This window comes from Acinetobacter sp. WCHAc060033 (assembly GCF_004209125.1).
GTDB classification, from domain to species: Bacteria; Pseudomonadota; Gammaproteobacteria; order Pseudomonadales; family Moraxellaceae; genus Acinetobacter; species Acinetobacter wuhouensis.
On the sequence record NZ_SGSW01000011.1, the window covers coordinates 94688 to 112198 of the forward strand.

At 36.5% G+C, this 17511-nt stretch carries 21 protein-coding genes; 9 read left to right on the plus strand and 12 right to left on the minus strand.

Annotated features, from left to right (window positions below):
* Nucleotides 1–63 precede the first annotated feature (63 nt).
* The 3 genes from EXE10_RS06880 to EXE10_RS06890 form a co-directional block, all read right to left on the minus strand.
* Entirely contained in the window at nucleotides 64–831 is a 768-nt protein-coding gene (locus EXE10_RS06880; protein ID WP_130112841.1) for a transporter, read from the minus strand.
* A gap of 20 nt (nucleotides 832–851) precedes the next feature.
* Nucleotides 852–1388 carry an ankyrin repeat domain-containing protein gene (locus EXE10_RS06885; protein WP_130112842.1) on the minus strand — a complete coding sequence of 179 codons (537 nt, stop codon included), beginning with the start codon at nucleotides 1386–1388 and terminating at the stop codon, nucleotides 852–854.
* 175 nt (nucleotides 1389–1563) lie between these two features.
* On the minus strand, nucleotides 1564–1917 hold the full coding sequence (locus EXE10_RS06890; RefSeq protein WP_068973025.1) for an HPF/RaiA family ribosome-associated protein: 354 nt from the start codon (nucleotides 1915–1917) through the stop codon (nucleotides 1564–1566).
* Nucleotides 1918–2417: 500 nt separating this feature from the next.
* Here EXE10_RS06890 and EXE10_RS06895 point away from each other — a divergent pair, with 500 nt between their 5' ends.
* The 4 genes from EXE10_RS06895 (at nucleotide 2418) to EXE10_RS06910 (ending at nucleotide 4430) form a co-directional block, all read left to right on the plus strand.
* Entirely contained in the window at nucleotides 2418–3158 is a 741-nt protein-coding gene (locus EXE10_RS06895; RefSeq protein WP_068973026.1) for an outer membrane protein OmpK, read from the plus strand.
* Nucleotides 3159–3284: 126 nt separating this feature from the next.
* Nucleotides 3285–3788 carry a GNAT family N-acetyltransferase gene (locus tag EXE10_RS06900; RefSeq protein ID WP_130112843.1) on the plus strand — a complete coding sequence of 168 codons (504 nt, stop codon included), beginning with the start codon at nucleotides 3285–3287 and terminating at the stop codon, nucleotides 3786–3788.
* Between the two features lie 32 nt (nucleotides 3789–3820).
* A complete protein-coding gene (locus tag EXE10_RS06905; RefSeq protein WP_130112844.1) occupies nucleotides 3821–4126 on the plus strand; it encodes a hypothetical protein in 306 nt (101 codons plus the stop codon).
* On the plus strand, nucleotides 4071–4430 hold the full coding sequence (locus EXE10_RS06910; protein ID WP_130112845.1) for a hypothetical protein: 360 nt from the start codon (nucleotides 4071–4073) through the stop codon (nucleotides 4428–4430). Before EXE10_RS06905 ends, EXE10_RS06910 begins: the two co-directional genes overlap by 56 nt.
* A 25-nt stretch (nucleotides 4431–4455) precedes the next feature.
* Here EXE10_RS06910 and parE read toward each other — a convergent pair whose 3' ends face one another.
* Entirely contained in the window at nucleotides 4456–6333 is a 1878-nt protein-coding gene (parE, locus tag EXE10_RS06915) for a DNA topoisomerase IV subunit B (RefSeq protein ID WP_130112846.1), read from the minus strand.
* Between the two features lie 16 nt (nucleotides 6334–6349).
* Nucleotides 6350–6934 carry a YqiA/YcfP family alpha/beta fold hydrolase gene (locus EXE10_RS06920; RefSeq protein WP_130112847.1) on the minus strand — a complete coding sequence of 195 codons (585 nt, stop codon included), beginning with the start codon at nucleotides 6932–6934 and terminating at the stop codon, nucleotides 6350–6352.
* A gap of 243 nt (nucleotides 6935–7177) precedes the next feature.
* Here EXE10_RS06920 and EXE10_RS06925 point away from each other — a divergent pair, with 243 nt between their 5' ends.
* Nucleotides 7178–8509, plus strand: coding sequence for an alpha/beta hydrolase (locus EXE10_RS06925; RefSeq protein ID WP_130112848.1), 1332 nt, complete (start codon nucleotides 7178–7180; stop codon nucleotides 8507–8509).
* Nucleotides 8510–8778: 269 nt separating this feature from the next.
* Here the strand turns inward: EXE10_RS06925 and EXE10_RS06930 are convergent, their stop codons facing one another.
* The 3 genes from EXE10_RS06930 to gshA all read right to left on the minus strand — a co-directional run bounded on the left by EXE10_RS06930 (nucleotide 8779) and on the right by gshA (nucleotide 11712).
* Nucleotides 8779–9516, minus strand: coding sequence for an SH3 domain-containing protein (locus EXE10_RS06930; RefSeq protein ID WP_165383000.1), 738 nt, complete (start codon nucleotides 9514–9516; stop codon nucleotides 8779–8781).
* A 72-nt stretch (nucleotides 9517–9588) separates the two neighbouring features.
* Entirely contained in the window at nucleotides 9589–10083 is a 495-nt protein-coding gene (locus EXE10_RS06935) for a disulfide bond formation protein B (RefSeq protein ID WP_130112850.1), read from the minus strand.
* Between the two features lie 51 nt (nucleotides 10084–10134).
* Entirely contained in the window at nucleotides 10135–11712 is a 1578-nt protein-coding gene (gene gshA / locus EXE10_RS06940; RefSeq protein WP_130112851.1) for a glutamate--cysteine ligase, read from the minus strand.
* A gap of 246 nt (nucleotides 11713–11958) precedes the next feature.
* On the opposite strand from gshA, the gene EXE10_RS06945 reads away from it, so the two are divergent.
* Entirely contained in the window at nucleotides 11959–12498 is a 540-nt protein-coding gene (locus tag EXE10_RS06945) for a DUF924 family protein (protein WP_130112852.1), read from the plus strand.
* A gap of 1 nt (nucleotide 12499) precedes the next feature.
* Here the strand turns inward: EXE10_RS06945 and EXE10_RS06950 are convergent, their stop codons facing one another.
* Genes EXE10_RS06950 through EXE10_RS21880 form a run of 3 tightly spaced genes read right to left on the minus strand, consistent with a single transcriptional unit; the run spans nucleotide 12500 to nucleotide 13726 of the window.
* Entirely contained in the window at nucleotides 12500–13186 is a 687-nt protein-coding gene (locus EXE10_RS06950; RefSeq protein WP_130112853.1) for an HAD family hydrolase, read from the minus strand.
* A gap of 47 nt (nucleotides 13187–13233) precedes the next feature.
* Nucleotides 13234–13473: a dihydrofolate reductase family protein gene (locus tag EXE10_RS21875; protein ID WP_265937136.1), complete on the minus strand. Its 240-nt coding sequence runs from the start codon at nucleotides 13471–13473 to the stop codon at nucleotides 13234–13236.
* Between the two features lies 1 nt (nucleotide 13474).
* Nucleotides 13475–13726: a dihydrofolate reductase family protein gene (locus EXE10_RS21880; RefSeq protein WP_228256796.1), complete on the minus strand. Its 252-nt coding sequence runs from the start codon at nucleotides 13724–13726 to the stop codon at nucleotides 13475–13477.
* Between the two features lie 259 nt (nucleotides 13727–13985).
* Between EXE10_RS21880 and EXE10_RS06960 the strand changes: the two genes are divergently transcribed.
* The 3 genes from EXE10_RS06960 (at nucleotide 13986) to EXE10_RS06970 (ending at nucleotide 16454) form a co-directional block, all read left to right on the plus strand.
* Complete coding sequence (locus tag EXE10_RS06960; RefSeq protein ID WP_130112854.1) at nucleotides 13986–14552, plus strand: CC0125/CC1285 family lipoprotein; 567 nt, start codon at nucleotides 13986–13988, stop codon at nucleotides 14550–14552.
* Between the two features lie 18 nt (nucleotides 14553–14570).
* On the plus strand, nucleotides 14571–15890 hold the full coding sequence (locus EXE10_RS06965) for a DUF445 domain-containing protein (RefSeq protein ID WP_130112855.1): 1320 nt from the start codon (nucleotides 14571–14573) through the stop codon (nucleotides 15888–15890).
* A gap of 198 nt (nucleotides 15891–16088) precedes the next feature.
* A complete protein-coding gene (locus EXE10_RS06970) occupies nucleotides 16089–16454 on the plus strand; it encodes a rod shape-determining protein (protein ID WP_130112856.1) in 366 nt (121 codons plus the stop codon).
* Between the two features lie 318 nt (nucleotides 16455–16772).
* Here the strand turns inward: EXE10_RS06970 and EXE10_RS21455 are convergent.
* Nucleotides 16773–17511: hypothetical protein (locus EXE10_RS21455; RefSeq protein WP_165383001.1), on the minus strand; the 739-nt coding region annotated here is incomplete at its 5' end.

A 17511-nucleotide genomic window follows, 5' to 3' on the forward strand; every position in this document is an offset into this window, starting at 1 on the left:
TTTCTTCAATTTATAGACAAAAAAAGAGTAGATCAACTACTCTTTTTAGTTCTTCAATACAACTTAGAATAGGAATGAAATGCCTAAACCAGCAGTATAACTACGATCCTGACCGCTTAAATCCACACCAATGCTTCCATCGATCTGTGTGCGATCATTCAGTGCATAAATCAAACCTGAACCTAAACCGTATTCATAATCTTGGCTTTCTGTTTTGGAATAAATAAATTCAGAAAAACCAGAAAGATTACCTGCGATTTTATAACCTACAGTCGGTATGGCCGTGACTGACCAGTGACCATCTTGTACCGCATAGTTCATGGTAATGCCAGTATTCACTAAATCATTGTATTTATAATCAAGTGAAGTCCCAATACTATAAATATCATCTTCCTCAGTGAAGCCTTCATTGCCTGTCGCAATAACAGCTTGTGCAAGGACTGCCATAGATAATTTATCATCTTTTAAATCAATGGCTTTTTTGATCCCGATAGACACATCACCAAGACCTGAGTCATCATGTTTCTCACCCTTGTATTTGGTCTGTGTCCAAGCTGGACCTGCCCAACCCAATTGCAATTCCATACTAGAAGTTAAACCTGTACGGAAAAACATGTCTCCATTGAGCGTAACTGTTTTTTCTTTCGCACCATCGACGGTGGTTTCAGTATAGCTTGCACTTGGTAAGCCTTGTTCCCAAGCCAATTGACCTACAGGAGTGATGCCCGTCCCAAAACCTGCTCCAGGACGATCGAAGGAAAATTCTGCTGCCATTGCGTTTATACTTAGACTAGAAGCCAGAACCAAAGTGATTTTATTTAATATTGCCATATCAGGACTCAAACTTACGTTTATTCGTTGGACATTTTCGCACCGCGACTACGTAGTAACTCTAAAGTTTCTTTCTCTTCAGGTAAAGCCTGTGACCAATCTATTTGATCAAATTCACAATCAAAAAATAGATCACTAATTGAAGACAAGATGGTTTTTCCTTCTTCATCACGGGTATTTGGGTCAACTTTATGATCTAACAATTTTTGTACCGCAGGTACACATGCTGCACTTGCTGCATCCCAAAGAGGACCATAGCACTCTTCTGCATCCCATAGATAAAAGTTTGCTTTGGCTTGAATCAGTGCATCTAAAATATCTAAATGTGGTTGTAAATCCTGAGCTTTTTGCTCAGCACTCAAAGGTTTTCCTGCTTCATAAGCATCACAGATTTTTTCCCACCATTTAAATAATCCATCTGACCAGATCGAAACAGCAGGACCTTTTTCAGGTTCCATAAAGTTGGGATCAAATCCATCTGCAAGCAAACGCTGAATTTGGGCAAGGTCTAAATCTTCTAAAGCCTGTACAAAGACTTGTTGTTGTGCTGATAACATATTGATCTCACAATTATATTCTTATATTCATTATGACTATTTTTTTTTAAATAGCTCATAAAATTTTAAATACTTCTCATTTTTAAATCCGTACAGCATTTATTGTTAGTTTCTGACAAAGTACATAACATTTATTTTACAGCCACAAAAAAAGCCCCGAAGGGCTTTTCATCATTTATGCTTCATCAGCATCTGCGAGTTCTAATTTCCCACCACGTGGGTTTTCTGTTTTCTCTAGGGTGTGTTCTAGACTACGTTTCACTCGCTCAATCGCGCCATGTAGTGATAGATCAATATTTTTTGCTCTATGCTTAACAACGACTGGCTTTAAACCTGCTGCTTTTAATTCGATCATGCATTGAATATCATCATCCCCACCTTTATCTCCATTTTCATCGCTGATATGCACTGAAAATTGAGTAATTCGCTCACTATGGCGTTGAAATTCTTGATTTAGCTCATCTCGCACGTAGGTAATTAAGCGATCACTATTTTTAATATTTTTGTCTGTACGGATTTCAATATTCATAAAAAAACTTCCTCTTTCTAATCTAAAACTGAGTGCAAAATAATATTTTTGGCACACTTAAAGCTCATTGTATAAGTCGCTTTTTCACCTTCAATAAACTGGAACCGTAACTCCTCTATTACCAAGATGAACACTTTTGATGATCTGCAGATTGGTGTTCTTATACATTCAATATCAGGCTATATTGAAAAATATGCAAGTAGATTTTTAACTTTTTTATGAAAACAATATGAAAAATGACAACTTGTTACGTATTTTTATAATTTAATGATTTATTTAAATTTTTATTCGACAATTCCATGTGAATGACTCGACATTATTCAATTCCAAATATTTTTTGCGATTCAAAATTTCTTTTCTCGTCCGTCATCCATTTTCACGTTTTAAAACATTTTATGACTTGATGTTTACATATTTATTTACATTTTATCTGGTTTTGGCTTTATTTTTGCTAAAGAATCTGTATCCTTGTAGCGCTTTCTTGGGGGAGAGATTTTTTCATGAAATTTACACAAATTGCTGCTCTTTGCGCAATCGCTTCAACTGCAACTTTGGCTCAAGCTGCTCCTGTTTGGCAGGATTTCAGTTTAACAGGACTTTATGGTGAAAATTATGAAGTTGTTGATGAAAAGCAAACTACACTGACAGTTGAGTATGCTGCCAAAGTAAAATACGCAGATGTATTCTTCTTTATGGATCGTATGCGTGGTAGTGATGATCACAAAAGCACATATTTCGAATTAGCTCCTCGCCTAAGCCTTGGTGAAGTTACTGGGAAAAAGCTTGCTGTTGGCCCAATCAAAGACGTTTTGATTTCGACAACGTGGGAAAGTAGTAGTGATGACTTCAACAATAGTTTTGACAATTTCTTGTATGGTGTTGGTTTTGATTTAGCCATTCCTTATACAAGTTTTGCTAGCATCAATTTTTATCGTGCGAACAACGAAAAGCAAAGTGATGACTATCAAATGACGCTTACTTACGGCGTTCCTGTAAAATTAGGTTCAGAAGACTTTTTGGTTGATGGTTTCTTAGATTGGTCAACTGCTGAAAAAGATTCAGGCGCTGCGCATGCAAGCGAATTAAACTGGACCACTCAATATAAATGGAATGCGGGTAAACATATTTCTCCAAATACACGTTTATATCTTGGTATTGAACATTCTGTATGGAATAACAAATACGGGATCAAAGGTAAAGATGAAAACAATGTCAGTGCTTTAGTGAAGTATCATTTCTAAGTGATCGCTAAGACATGATTTGAAAGGCAAGACTGCGGTCTTGCTTTTTTTATTGGTGTGATAGATTGCATCGCCAAATGATAATTTCTACAATAAAAACTCAATTACTTTAAATCGACCTCGTCCATGAATTTTCAAATTCGCCCCGCTCAAAGTTCTGACATTCCTCATATCATGCGGATTTATAATCGTGAAATTGAAAATGGTTTGGCGACATGGAATAACATCCCAAAAAGTTTAGAAGAATATCAACAATGGTTTACCGATTTAGAAGAGAGTAATTTTCCACTTTTTGTCGCTGAAGTTATTGAAAGTAAAAGCATTGCAGGTTATTCAGAATATTCGAGTTTTCGTAATTTTAATGGTTATAACCATACTGTTGAGCATGCAGTTTATATTGACCCACAGTTTGCACGTCAAGGTTTAGGCAAGGCATTAATGGTGAAACTGATTGAGCATGCGAAACAACATGATATTCATGTTATGGTCGCTGCGATTGATCATGAAAATACTGCTTCGATTCATTTACATGAACAACTGGGTTTTAAGCAAACTGGTTATATGCCTCAAGTCGGTCAAAAATTTGGTATGTGGCGAGATTTGGTATTGATGCAGTTAAATTTTGGGTAAATCCTAAAATATATAAAAACAATAGGGTAACTATGAAGCTACAGCTGATTCCAGTATTCGAATTAGAATATTCACATCCAAAAATTAAATTTCCTGAATTCCCTTTTACAGATGAAGAATATGAAAATTATTTTGACCAAGTCTATAAATTAAATGGTTTTGTAGATAAATTTCAGCCTATTGCACAAGGTTTTAACCTTTATTCTGTCTTACAAACGACTGAAAGAAATTTACTTAAGATTTTAAAGGATGCAATTCAAAAGAATAAAAATAGCTTAGAGGGTGGGCGATATATCAAATGGAATAAATCCGATCCTGACCCAGCGTTGTTGTTCTGATTTTAATGATGTAGATAGCTGGATTAATCTTGCTGAAAATAAATTAAAGGGGTTTTGGATTGGTCATCCAATGCTATGTTGTAAAATAGACAATGATCAAATTCAATTTATTGAAGAAGAGGAAGAAGAACTTGAGGATATTTATGTTTCTTTTTCTGAGTTCCAAAAAGCAGTATTGCAGTTAAAACAAGAACTTCCAAAAATCCGAGAATATATTTTAATAGTTGCAAATAAATATCAGCTTGATTTATCGGTAGTTAATCAATTTTTAAAATTTACTCAGATAGATCAAAACAATGCTTAGATTGTTTTGATCATTTGAAAATTTATCAAACACCCAAATCTGCTAAATTACCCTTCTGCTCTAACCACTCTTTACGGTCACCAGAACGTTTCTTAGCCAATAATTTATCCAACAAATTCGCAGTCAATTGCGTATCGTCTAAATCCAACTGTACCAAACGACGTGTGTTAGGGTCTAAAGTCGTTTCCCGCAACTGACTTGCATTCATCTCACCCAAACCTTTAAATCGAGTAATTTGAGGATTTTTGGTTTTTACTTTCTTTAAGATAGCTTCTAACTCTTGCTCATCCAACGCATAATGAACATCTTTGGCATCATCAATACGGAACAACGGTGGCATTGCGACATAAAGATGCCCTGCATCCACCATCGCTGGGAAATGCTTGACGAATAAAGCACAGAGCAAGGTCGCGATATGCAAACCATCCGAATCCGCATCGGCAAGGATACAAATTTTGCCATAACGCAATTCTGATAAATCATCACTGCCTGGATCAACACCGATCGCAATCGCAATATTATGAACTTCCTGAGAAGCCAAAACTTCATCCGAAGACACTTCCCAAGTATTTAAAATTTTCCCACGAATCGGCATGATCGCTTGGAAGTTTTTATCACGAGCTTGTTTCGCAGAACCACCTGCGGAGTCACCTTCCACGATAAATAATTCAGATTCTTCTAATGTATGCCCTACACAGTCTGACAATTTACCGGGTAAAGTTGGACCAGCAACGATTTTCTTACGTTCAACTTTTTTCGCAGCTTTTAAACGACGACCCGCTTTAGCAATCACCATTTCTGCAAGTTGCATCGCCACTTCAGAGTTTTGATTGAGCCATAAAGCAAATGCATCTTTGGCAATATTCAACACAATATTGGAAGCTTCACGACTCGAAAGACGCTCTTTGGTCTGCCCTGAAAACTGAGGTTCTTGGAATTTTAAAGACAGAATGTAATTCACCCCATCCCAAACATCTTCCGCTGACAATTTCATGTTACGTGGCAATAAGTTACGTAATTCACAAAACTCACGCATCGCATCCGTCACACCTGAGCGCAAGCCGTTTACATGCGTACCGCCTTGCGCGGTAGGAATCAAATTAACATAGCTTTCTTGAATTTGCTCACCACCTTCAACATTCCAGCAAATCGCAAATTCTGTACTGGCACGCTCAGCCTCACCTGTCGCAACAAAAGCAGGTTCTGGAACAATTTCACGGTCTTGCAATTCATCCATCAAATAGTCGACCAGACCATTTTCAAATTGCCATTCTATTTTTTCATCATTAATTTGGTCGATATAAATAATTTGTAAACCCGCAGCAAGCACAGCTTTGGCTTTTAAATTATGCTTTAACGCTTTTAAAGCAAATTTAGGCGAATCAAAATACTTGGCTTCTGGCCAAAAATGGACGCTTGTTCCTGAAGCTCTTTTGGGTGCTTTGCCTTCTAATACTTCTAATGGTGCAACAGGCTCACCACGTTCAAACGCCATTTTATAGAGGTTGCCTTGACGTTGAACTTCAACCTCTACACGGTCAGATAAAGCATTGACGACAGAAATACCCACACCATGCAAACCACCTGAAAATTGGTAGTTATCCGTGCTGAATTTACCACCTGCATGTAGTTTGGTGAGGATAATTTCAATCCCACTTTGTCCATATTCAGGGTGAATATCAACAGGCATCCCACGACCATTGTCTTCAACGGATAGGGAGCCATCTTTATACACCGTGACCGTGATTTTATTGGCATGCCCTGCAAGTGCCTCATCCACAGCATTATCAATAACTTCTTGCGCCAAATGGTTTGGACGTGTGGTATCGGTGTACATGCCTGGACGACGACGTACAGGATCTAAACCAGATAAAACCTCAAGAGATTGGGCTGTATATGACACGTTAATGTTTTTCCTTTTATTTTACGGAGTAGGATAAAAATTCCAAAATCATCGGGATTTTATCTGCAAAATTTTCCATCGCATGATTACCATGCATTTCAGTCATGATCAATGATGAATGTGGTGCTGCACTATAATAGCGTTCCGCTTCACGATAATCCAAAATTTCATCGCCTTGTTGCAGTAAAACCATGATTTTGTCTGCATCTTGCACAAATGACACAGCAATCGCTTCTAAGTGATCAAGTTGTGCATGGTCTAATGTCCATTGTTCAGTCACTTTGAGCGGAATATGCTCCATTCCAAATAGTTCGCGAAACAAAGCCCATGGTCGCATAGCGGGATTAATTAAAACAGCAGGCACACCGTATTTGGCGACCAATTGTGTCGCATAAAAACCACCAAGACTACTCCCCACTAGACCAACATCTGATAGTTCTTCAATCAATTGAGAGATTTGATCTAAAACCATTTGAGGATGTTGATTTAAATCGGGTAAATAAACATTATTCGATGAATGGTTTCGACAATATTCATCTAATTGTTGCCCTTTGATCGATAAAGGGCTACTTTTAAAACCATGTAAATAGATAATATTCATTGGAAATAAATTGCTTTTTCATCGCTCATGTTTTAGTTTTTAATGTGATATTCATCACAATATGTTTTAATTTGTATATGGTCGTGTTTTGTCCGACAAAAAATTAAAACAAAATTGCAAACATCTGTATTTTAATTAAATGTTCAGGATGAACAAGATAAGATGATTGCTTAGGAATTTATACATTGATCTTCGACAAAAATAAAGTCTTTGTTATGGGTCAATTAGGATGAGGAAATAACAATGCCAAGTTTAACCCCTTTACACGAAACATATTGTAAGTGGGATCGTTCGCCTCCAAGTCAGGCGGACGTACTTGAAGGTTTAGCACAATTGGTGAGTACACCATTGAGCGGTGTTGTTCAGGACTTTATCCAGTCGATTCAACGTGAAATGTTACTGAGTATTTTTGGTTTAAGTAAAACCAAAGCCAAACGCTTTCAGTCACGTCCAATTGTCGATAAATTCTATCAATTCGGCTATAACGCACTACAAAATTACGGTAGCCACTTACTTGCTCCTGTTTTACGAAAAACTATTGAACGCTTTCCAAATTTGCATGAAAAGTCACTCACATCATATATGACCTTTTTGGTCAGTGCTTTGAATGGTGTACTTGGTGATTATTTATTGGCAACCCATAATCCACTTGCACTTTCTCCAGTACTCTATGATCGCTATGGCACATTACAACAAGGTGATTTAGCGGGGCGTGTGGTGATTTTTTCACACGGTTTATGCATGAATTATCAAGATTGGAGTAATCGTGGTAATGGCGGAATCGGTGAAAAATTACTGGCTCAGCGTGATAACAACACCATGTTATATTTGCACTACAACACAGGACGTCGTATTTCAGCCAATGGACGTTCACTTGCCAATATCTTAGAAGATTTAGTCAAACGTAATCCACGTATCACCAGTATTGACCTGATTGGTCATAGCATGGGTGGTTTGGTTTCTCGCAGTGCTTTGTTTTATGGTAAACAGAATATGCATCAATGGTTGCATATGGTTGAAAACCTTGTTTGTATTGGCTCACCGCATCATGGTGCAGTATTGGAACGTTTCGGTTTCGCAATCCAAGATAAAATTGGCAACTTTCCAATTGTTAAAATTATCAGTCATGTGGTCAACATTCGCAGTAACGGTATTTTAGACCTGCGTTTTGGTAGTGTCCGTGATGATGACTGGGAACATAATAATGCACGTATTGGCTTAATGGACGATAACCGTAAGCCAGCACCACTCCCGTCACACATCAATACCTTTTTAATCGCAGGAACTTTAGAGTTTGAAAATCGTAAGAACCGTACTTTAAAAGTGATTGGCGACTATCTCGTCAGTGTGAAAAGTGCTTTGGGTGAACATCCAAATCCACGTTTTCAATTGAAATTACCTGAATCACATAAAGCTGTATTTTATGGCTTAAACCATTTTGATATTCAGTACCATCCATTGGTCGCAGAACAGATTGCCAAATGGTTCTACCCGCATCATGATGAGCTTGCAGAAGAACAAATTCGTAAATATTTGATTAAATTAGAAAGTATGCAAGGTATTGTAGAAACCTAGTTGAAGATATATCTAAAACAAAAGCCAACTTGAAGTTGTAATGCTGATTAGTTAAGCAGAATTATTGCATAAATTCTTAAAATCTCCCCTAACCCCTCTTTGAAAAAGAGGGGAACTTACTGTGACTAAAATAATTTTTAGTCATGAAAAGCTCCCTCCTTTGGAAAAGGTGAGGAACATATTCCGCAAGGGGGAGGATTTAAAAATCATTAATTGACTGGCATTAAACTTAAAGTTGGCTTTTTAGTGGCTAATTTCTAAATGCTCAATTAAATCGACTCATTCCACGCCTGAATTTTTACCACTTTGCCATTTTGAATATGAATCATCAGCACATATTGCGCTGCTCCACCACCTGCCAAAGGATTGATAACATAAAGATCTTGACCTTTACTATAGATTTCTGCATTGGCAAAATCTTGTAAACCACCTTTCGATAATGGCGTTTCAGAAATAAAATAGTTTTCTAGATCTTGTGATGGAATGTGAATATTTTTACCCTGATATAGAATATCCATAGAAGAAAATTGCAGACGACCTGTCGGCAATACACCATCTGTACCATAGAACGGCTTATTTTTATAATGTGTATAGACTAATTCTGTCTGTCCTTTAGGAACAGACTGTTTAAAATCTGATGGATTGAACTGTGCCTTACGTGTCATCACATGCACTTTATTTTGCCCAAGTGAATAACCAGCACTCTTCATATCACTGCTTTGAAGCTTCCACTTTTGAAAATCTTTAAACTTATTGATGCGACTATCGTGAATATAACCTGAACCATCTTTCAGGTAGAGAACATAACTAAACTGATTTTCAGCATAATCCCCCACAAAAGAAACGACTTCGCCATTATTTAATTTATCTACCACTTTTGATTTGGTGGAAGCTTGATCTCGAACATTCACATAACCATCTTTATCTTGAATCAAACCGAAATTATTCGACTGAGCAAAACTCAGTAATGGTATAAAAAGACTAGCAACTAAAAGGATTCTTTTCATTTTAAAATACTGATTATTTTTTAAATTTAAATATAAAAAGAGCCAGTTTTCACCAGCTCCATTGCTCATATTTTAATATTTACGGAATAACTGCCACAGGCTAATCAAAGCCAATACACTAAAGAACAACAAAGACCATGTCGGTAAAGACTGCCCTAAAAATGTCCAATCAATCATGGCACACTCACCAGAGCCTTTGAGGACATTTTCAAACACAGATTTGAGCGGTAATGTGTCTACCCAATAATCCAAGCCTGGACCACAACTCGGCACTTGGTCTTTTGGCAAATGTTGCAACCACACATGACGTGCAGCAACACCGGCTGACCATGAAATCGCGACTAAACCTAAGAAACTATAAATACGCTTAAACACATTGGTTTTTGGGTTATGCAAAAACGCAATGAGGGAAATGAATCCTAAACCAATCAGACCAATCCGTTGAAATACGCAAAGCGGGCAAGGATCAAGTCCTTGCACATGCTCTAAAAACAACGCAAATGACATTCCAATGACACTTGCCAAAAACAAAAAACCACTTACGAAGCGATAACTACGCCATTGCATGGAATTTCCCCATTATTGCATGAGTATATGAATCAATACTTTATTCAAAATTTATCTAAATTTACTCAAGTAATCTTCAAAACTTATACTTGTATCTTGTTCAAGTTGCTGTTGTTCTGCGAGAGAACTTTGAGTAAGTTCCTCAAAATACGCTAAAGTTTCTGGACTTAATACATGTTGTTCGTAACTTTCAATATGTTGGTTTGCCATATAGCTACCAAAGCCCCAAGTCCCGCCTTGTTTCATGGTATCTTCAATCACATGCGCAGATAGAGTCTGATCCACATCATCAACACGGATTTGCATTACAGCTAGGGCTTGACGATACAAATCCGTTGCATAGCTTTGATTTAACACATCAGCGAGTGGTTGCATTGCAGTGATATGTTGTTGAATCCATGCTAATAATGGAATTTCTTGATCAGTCTCAATAATTTTAGCATTTGGCGCACGACCACGATTGACCACTTCAGCTTGGTTCTGCTCAATAATATCTTGTTCAGCATCTAACAAATCTGGACTGTCTTTGAGTAAGCAATATAGTGCCACAACTTCCAAGAAACCTGCGGTATCTTCATCGATCCCGATTGCACTATACGGATTCACATCAACTGCACGAAGTTCTACATAGCCAATGCCACGATTTGCCAAAGCTTGAGATGGTGTTTCACCTGCTTTTGGCACTTGTTTCGGACGAACTAAGCTGTAATATTCATTTTCAATTTGTAGCACGTGATCATTGATTTGATTCGGCTCACCATTGGCATCATTCAAACCTAAACGGCTAAATTGTGCATACGGCGTATTCACCGCTTTTTGTAACTCTGCGACATAACATTCTAAATTGTTGTAATGAATGCCCAATTGTTTTTGCGCAGAATTTTGATAACCAAAACGCCCCATTCGCAATGCTGTTGCATAAGGTAAGAATAGCGTTCCTTTGATCAACGGTAATAAATGATGCTCACGTCCTGTCATAAAACATTTACATACTGACGGACTTGCGCCAACAAGGTACATGACCAATGGTGTAAGACGAATAAAATTACGAATTAAGCCCAAATAACGATGACTGCGGTAATCTTGCAGACTGAGTGCTTTCAGAGCTTCATCAGTTTCATGCTGTTGTAATTGTTCAAATAACGCATCGGGGAAAGAAACGTTGTAATGCACACCTGAAATGGTCTGCATACGGCGACCATAGCGAATGCCTAAACCATGACGATATAAAGTTTTGAATTTACCAATATTTGAAGTGCCATATTGTGCCAAACGAATATTTTCTTCTTGATCGTCCAACATACATGGCATAGACAATGTCCATAATTTTTCATCATTTTCTAAATGACGATTCACCACCGCATGCACATCTGCCAAAAATGACAATGCTTCAGGAATGCTTTCTTTCGGTGGAGTAATAAACTCCATCAAGGCTTCAGAATAATCTGTGGTGATATGCGGATGCGTCAGCGCAGAACCGAGTGATTTGGGATGATCTGCTTGTGATAAAAAGCCGTTGCTTTGCATACGCAAACTTTCACGCTCAATCCCACGTAACATCCCTTTGAATAAGGCAGAATCCACCCAACTTGGTAAAATAGATTGGGAAATCGCTTCGGGTTGACTCATACTGACTCGCTTATCTTAAAGGCTTCTCTTAAGAATTTATTCAAATAAAATGTTTTGGATGCTCGCAGTATAACGTGATTTATCGATATACACGTATATTCATCGATTTTTGCATTCAATATTCATTTTATTTTCGGCAATTTTTTATCACAAATGAAGACTACAAGATATCTAAAATATATGTTTTTATTACTAAATACCCACTAACAATTAACAATCTGTAAAAATTAAGGTTTTATAAAAGTTATGAATTATCAAACTGTTCTCGATTTTTGGTTTAGCGCTGAAACTCAACCCTACTGGTTTGCAAAGAGTGATGCATTCGATCAACAACTTCGCAATCAATTTTTAGACACTCTAGAGCAAGCACGCCAAGCTGAACTTTGGTCATGGCGAGAAAATGCCGAAGGTCGTTTGGCTGAAGTTATTGTTTTGGATCAATTTTCACGAAATTTATATCGCGACAGCCCTGCCTCTTTTGCACAAGACCCAATGGCTTTGGCTTTAGCGCAGGAAACGATCCAACGGGGATTGGATCAAAATTTAAGACCTGAGCAACGTTCATTTTTATATATGCCCTTTATGCACAGTGAATCCAAGATCATTCATGAACAAGCATTAAAATTATTTGAAGATTTAGGCAATCCAATCAATTTAGATTTTGAGAAAAAGCATAAAGTTATTATTGATCGTTTTGGACGTTATCCACATCGTAATGAAATCTTAGGGCGAGAATCGACTGTGGAAGAAATTGAGTTTTTAAAACAGCCGAATAGTAGTTTTTGATTTAAATTTTACCTGAATCAGAACCGTGCACTATTTTCAAAATAGCTGACTCTAGTTCATCATAATGATGAATACTTTGGTCAACATGCTGTGAGCCCAAAGATAATGTGGGATGAAAGAAAATCGTTTTCATCCCTACATTTTTTGCCCCTTGTATATCGGCAACGGGATTATCCCCAATAAAAATACAATCACTTGGCTTGCATTGTAATTGCCTACATACATATTCAAAAATCAAAGGATCTGGTTTCCGTAGTTCAACTTCTTCTGATACCACAACAATTGAAAAATATTCTGTTAAACCAAGTGCATAAAAATTATGTTGTTGAAATGGCGTTTTTCCATTGGAAATTAAACCCAGTTGATAACCTTGTTGAAACAGCTTTCGAATCACATCTTCAACATTTTCAAATGCCGTGGAAAATTTATTAAAATCGAGCACATAAGAATTTAAAAGCTCATCTACACCATACGGCTCAATTTTAAATTCTTCTTTTACTTGTGCGTAGACGGTATCTTTCCAAACACTGCCATTATTATCCAGCTCTATAAACCGTTGAATAAATGCTGACTTTTTATTGGCATCCACCAATTGAAAAAAATTGACCTGCCAATTTAAAAATTTGATTAATGAACGATTCCGATCTAACAAAGTCTGATCTAAATCAAAAAGAAGGACTTTTGGCATTGGATTCACCTGATCTAAAATTAAAAAACATTATTTTTAAGCGATCATTAGAAAATATAAGTTGTTTTAATGATCGTATTTTCAATCATTTCAGACTGTATAGATTTCAACTGTTGGACATTTGACTTAAAACTTGGGAACAGTGGAATGCCCTCACCTAGCAATACAGGCATCACAAAAATTTCCAAACTATTCAGTAAATTATGCTCAAGAATATAGTTCTGTAACTGTGTTCCTCCGACAACCCAGACATTCCCCTCAAAATTTTGTCTGAGATGGTCAACCAATTCATGAACACCATGATTCCATACAGAAAGTGACGATAAATCCTTTTTGATTGGGATATGGCCATTCACCACCAAATGAACAAATCACTTCATAAGTTTTACGTCCCATAACAACAATATCAATCTCTTGAATAAAGTCGTTATAGCCACAGTCAATTGCTTGATAAGGTGTTAAAAATTCAACTGAGCCGTCTTTTGTTGCAATATAACCATCTGCACTTGTCGCAATATAACCTTTTATTTCAATACTCATTCAATTCCCTATCAACCATTCCATTTGCCTCAAGTATATCAAATCCTTTTAGTATTGATATTCACTACAATCGCTTGGCTACTTCTATTTAGCTAATCGATAGTGAAGTCATATTTTAAATAAAAATGGCTATGCAAACTCATCATCTCTACCGATCAAGTAACAAAATTCTGCTTGAAATTCATGCTTAATTCATCAATTTATAACAATATAATGGGCATATAAATGTATTTCAGAATCTGCTGAAAAGGAGCGTTAAATGAAAAAGCAACTGATTGGTCTATCTATGGTTGTCGCGCTCGCAATCTCGGGTTGTGCAACCACACCGAGCAAACCACGCACTTTTGACCAACTTGGGCAATACACCACAGTTCCGCTGAATGAACATAGCTATCGCATTAGTTTTCAAGGTAATAGCAACATGAGTTTTGGTACTGCCGAAGAAATTACACTGGTCAAAGCAGCACAAACAACCTTATTGAATGGTTTTACTTATTTTAAAGTCTTAGATGATCCAAGTAATCGCACTCTACAGCCGCCTCGTAAAGCTGTCGTTTATCCGTCACAGAGTTACTATCCGTATGGTTGGGGCTACAGACGTCATCCAGGGTTCTGGAATGATCCATTCTATGATATGCCACAAGTGGTGACACTTGACCCTGTTCAAGTTTCCTATACGATTGAATGTTATAAGGATAAAAAATCATCGCCAAATGATGCCTTTGACGCTCGTCTGATTTTGCAATCTTTAGGGCAGAAATATGGCGTTAGTCCGACAGGACAGGTACTGCAACCACAACCTGTTACTGTACCATCAGCTAAATAATTATTTTTAGGACAATGCATGAGCGGAATTGAACAACGTGAATCAATCCATGAGGTTCCAAGCCTAGATCGCAGTAAACGCTTTGCAACAATTGCCTTAGTTGTCGCTGTGGTGGCTTGGTTTGCATTGATTATTTCCGCAAAACTATTGCCTGAATATGCATGGTTTATTCATATACTCATGCTCGGTGCGGAGGCTGGTGTAGTCGGTGGTTTGGCAGACTGGTATGCCATCACAGTGTTATTTCGCAACCCTTTTGGAAAAATTCCAATTCCCAAGTTTTTACGTGATCACACTGAAATTATTCCGCGTAATAAAGCGCGTATTGCCGAGTCGATGGGAAAATTTGTTCAGGAAAATTTTCTTTCTCCTCAAGTGGTTGAAAATAGTTTACAGAAAACTGACCTCAGTTTAGCAATCGGACAATGGCTTGCAAATCCAAAGAATAATGGTCAAGTGGTTGAAGTGATTCAGCAAACAGTGCCGAAGATTTTTGAATTTGTAGGACAGGAACAGATTGGACGCTTTATTCAAAATAACAGTGTGCAATGGGTTCGTAATACCCGTATGAATCACCTTGCCAGTGAAATGCTCCGTGCCGTGTTGGAAAATGATTTCCATCAAGATGTATTACAGCGTGGTTTAGATTTGGCGCATGAATGGATGATGAATCATCCTGAAAAAACCCGTGAATTAACCCAACGTTTATTTAAGGAACTTGGTGTTTCTCGACTTGCTAAAGGTGCGAGTTGGATTGGGATTGATGTTGAAAAGCGCACGATTGATTCAATTATTGAAAAAGTAGAATCGATGTTGGCGGATGAAGATCATCCGATTCGTCAAAAAATTGAGGAGGGTGCAAATCAACTAATGCTTCAATTGGCGGATAATAACAGTAATGCAAGTCTCCGTTTAAATGAAACCAAGAATGCCCTACTCGACAGTGAACCTGTACTGAATTTTATCAGTGGTGCGGTGGTGATTTTATGTGATGCGGTGAAGTCTGATTTAATGAAGCCTGACTCTGGTATTGCGATGAATTTACGTGTTGCAATTCAACAAGTCGGTGAAAATTTAATTCAAAATCAGTCTGTTCGTGATCTGTTAAATGATCGTATCAGTGGTATTGCAGTGAATTTGAGTGATCAATACAGCGAGAAAGTGATTAAGTTTATTAGCCAACGCATCCATGAATGGGATTCGACTGAAATGATCGCCAAGATTGAAAATGAAGTTGGTGGTGATTTACATATGATCCGTGTCAATGGTGTTGTCGTCGGTGCTTTTATTGGTCTGACTTTAGGCGTGATTCGCGCAGTGATTGATTTTGTGATTTGATGGTTTTATCACGCTTAGAGAAATAGCATTTATTAATACAGCCTAGCTTAAATACGCTAGGCTTTTTTATAGATGTTAATACACTAATTTAAAAATACTGATCACATTTTTGATAAGGTATATTTTTAATTATTGATAAATTTGAAAATTTATAAAAAGTATCACTATAATCCAATAAATTTTTAACTCAGAACTAAAATGCTAAAAGATGATTTAAAAAAATATCCAAAAGCCATATGGGTACATTTTTATAAAAACCGTATGATGTTGATGGCAATAGACGGTACTGTCAAAGCAATAGAAATTCCACAAATACCCTATCACCATCCAAGAATGATTTTGGCAGATTTTGAAAGCGCAACCGCAACTTTGAAAGCTTTAATGAAACACCATACTCAAGGTTCATCTTTTTTCAAACTGACTGCACCGATTGCGATTGTTCAAATCATGGAACTTATCCCTGATCATTTAACCAAGATTGAAATACGTGCATTTCAAGAATTGTTTTGGAATACTGGTGCGAGAAAAATAAAACTTTATGACCTTGATGGAAATCCCATTTGAAATGAAGAATGATTAATTTTTAAACTCTTAGAGCTAATGATTTTGTGATTTGATCGTTTAATTGATCTTACTTATCTTGTGAAACAATGCTTATTTTATAAGCGTGGAACATGAATATTCATGTAAAAAGTCTAGTTTATTCAAACTAGGCTTTTTTATGGATTACAAATTATTGAAATAATTAAACTAATACATTGCATTTCGCATAAGGTGTATTATGTTAATTTTAGGAAAACTTAATTCCTTAATGCGATAGAACCGAAAATTAGTTTTCGTAATAATTAAAAAATAAGGGAGATGATTACATCTCCCTTATAATTAAAGTGATTCAAAATCCGCTATGTATTTATTAAAGTTATTATTATTTATATCCAGTTTTGAGCTTTCTACTATTGGAAATATCCTCATATTAGGAACATTATTCCATTTGAATAAATTGTTTTTACCAAATGGATGTATAGCTACAATTGATAGAATTTTACTAGATTCAAGTCTCATTTCAGGCATATTGAAAACTGCAAGATTAGTATAGTATTTTCGGTATAGTTCATCTAAGACTCTATATTTTTCAAGAGTAGATGAGCTACTGTATTTTGAATCAAAAATAAAATACTTAACATCACCGTTCATATTTGTTTTTTTAAATATGAAGTCAGGGGTATAGTATCTATAATTAGAAGCTTTTTTATGATCTAAATAAACCAAATCATTATGCTGAGATTCATTACTAACTGGATTAATTGTTTTTTCATAAAATAGTTCTAATACGTTATCATCTTTTTGAAATTTAACGTATTCAGGAATAAAATTCTTAAAGAAAGTATGTTGATTTGACTTTAAAACTTTCCATCCCGCTTTATATATACTTTCAATGAAGCTATATAAACAAAACATTTCATAAATTTTTGATGTAGATCTAAGCTTTATTAAATTTTTGTTAATACCTAAGTCTGGGTCTCCTAAGTTATACCATTCAAATAACTTACTGAATATATTTCTATAGAAACTAGAGTGCTTTACAAACTGAGTGTTTTTTGGATATTTGTATCCAATAAAG

Excerpts from the sequence above, each read along its gene's own strand:
- EXE10_RS06880 (WP_130112841.1), bottom strand. The coding sequence starts at position 831 with ATGGCAATATTAAATAAAATCACTTTGGTTCTGGCTTCTAGTCTAAGT.
- EXE10_RS06885 (WP_130112842.1), bottom strand. The coding sequence starts at position 1,388 with ATGTTATCAGCACAACAACAAGTCTTTGTACAGGCTTTAGAAGATTTA.
- EXE10_RS06890 (WP_068973025.1), bottom strand. The coding sequence starts at position 1,917 with ATGAATATTGAAATCCGTACAGACAAAAATATTAAAAATAGTGATCGC.
- EXE10_RS06895 (WP_068973026.1), top strand. The coding sequence starts at position 2,418 with ATGAAATTTACACAAATTGCTGCTCTTTGCGCAATCGCTTCAACTGCA.
- EXE10_RS06900 (WP_130112843.1), top strand. The coding sequence starts at position 3,285 with ATGAATTTTCAAATTCGCCCCGCTCAAAGTTCTGACATTCCTCATATC.
- EXE10_RS06905 (WP_130112844.1), top strand. The coding sequence starts at position 3,821 with ATGAAGCTACAGCTGATTCCAGTATTCGAATTAGAATATTCACATCCA.
- EXE10_RS06920 (WP_130112847.1), bottom strand. The coding sequence starts at position 6,934 with ATGAATATTATCTATTTACATGGTTTTAAAAGTAGCCCTTTATCGATC.
- EXE10_RS06925 (WP_130112848.1), top strand. The coding sequence starts at position 7,178 with ATGCCAAGTTTAACCCCTTTACACGAAACATATTGTAAGTGGGATCGT.
- EXE10_RS06930 (WP_165383000.1), bottom strand. The coding sequence starts at position 9,516 with ATGAAAAGAATCCTTTTAGTTGCTAGTCTTTTTATACCATTACTGAGT.
- EXE10_RS06935 (WP_130112850.1), bottom strand. The coding sequence starts at position 10,083 with ATGCAATGGCGTAGTTATCGCTTCGTAAGTGGTTTTTTGTTTTTGGCA.
- gshA (WP_130112851.1), bottom strand. The coding sequence starts at position 11,712 with ATGAGTCAACCCGAAGCGATTTCCCAATCTATTTTACCAAGTTGGGTG.
- EXE10_RS06945 (WP_130112852.1), top strand. The coding sequence starts at position 11,959 with ATGAATTATCAAACTGTTCTCGATTTTTGGTTTAGCGCTGAAACTCAA.
- EXE10_RS06950 (WP_130112853.1), bottom strand. The coding sequence starts at position 13,186 with ATGCCAAAAGTCCTTCTTTTTGATTTAGATCAGACTTTGTTAGATCGG.
- EXE10_RS21880 (WP_228256796.1), bottom strand. The coding sequence starts at position 13,726 with ATGAGTATTGAAATAAAAGGTTATATTGCGACAAGTGCAGATGGTTAT.
- EXE10_RS06960 (WP_130112854.1), top strand. The coding sequence starts at position 13,986 with ATGAAAAAGCAACTGATTGGTCTATCTATGGTTGTCGCGCTCGCAATC.
- EXE10_RS06965 (WP_130112855.1), top strand. The coding sequence starts at position 14,571 with ATGAGCGGAATTGAACAACGTGAATCAATCCATGAGGTTCCAAGCCTA.
- EXE10_RS06970 (WP_130112856.1), top strand. The coding sequence starts at position 16,089 with ATGCTAAAAGATGATTTAAAAAAATATCCAAAAGCCATATGGGTACAT.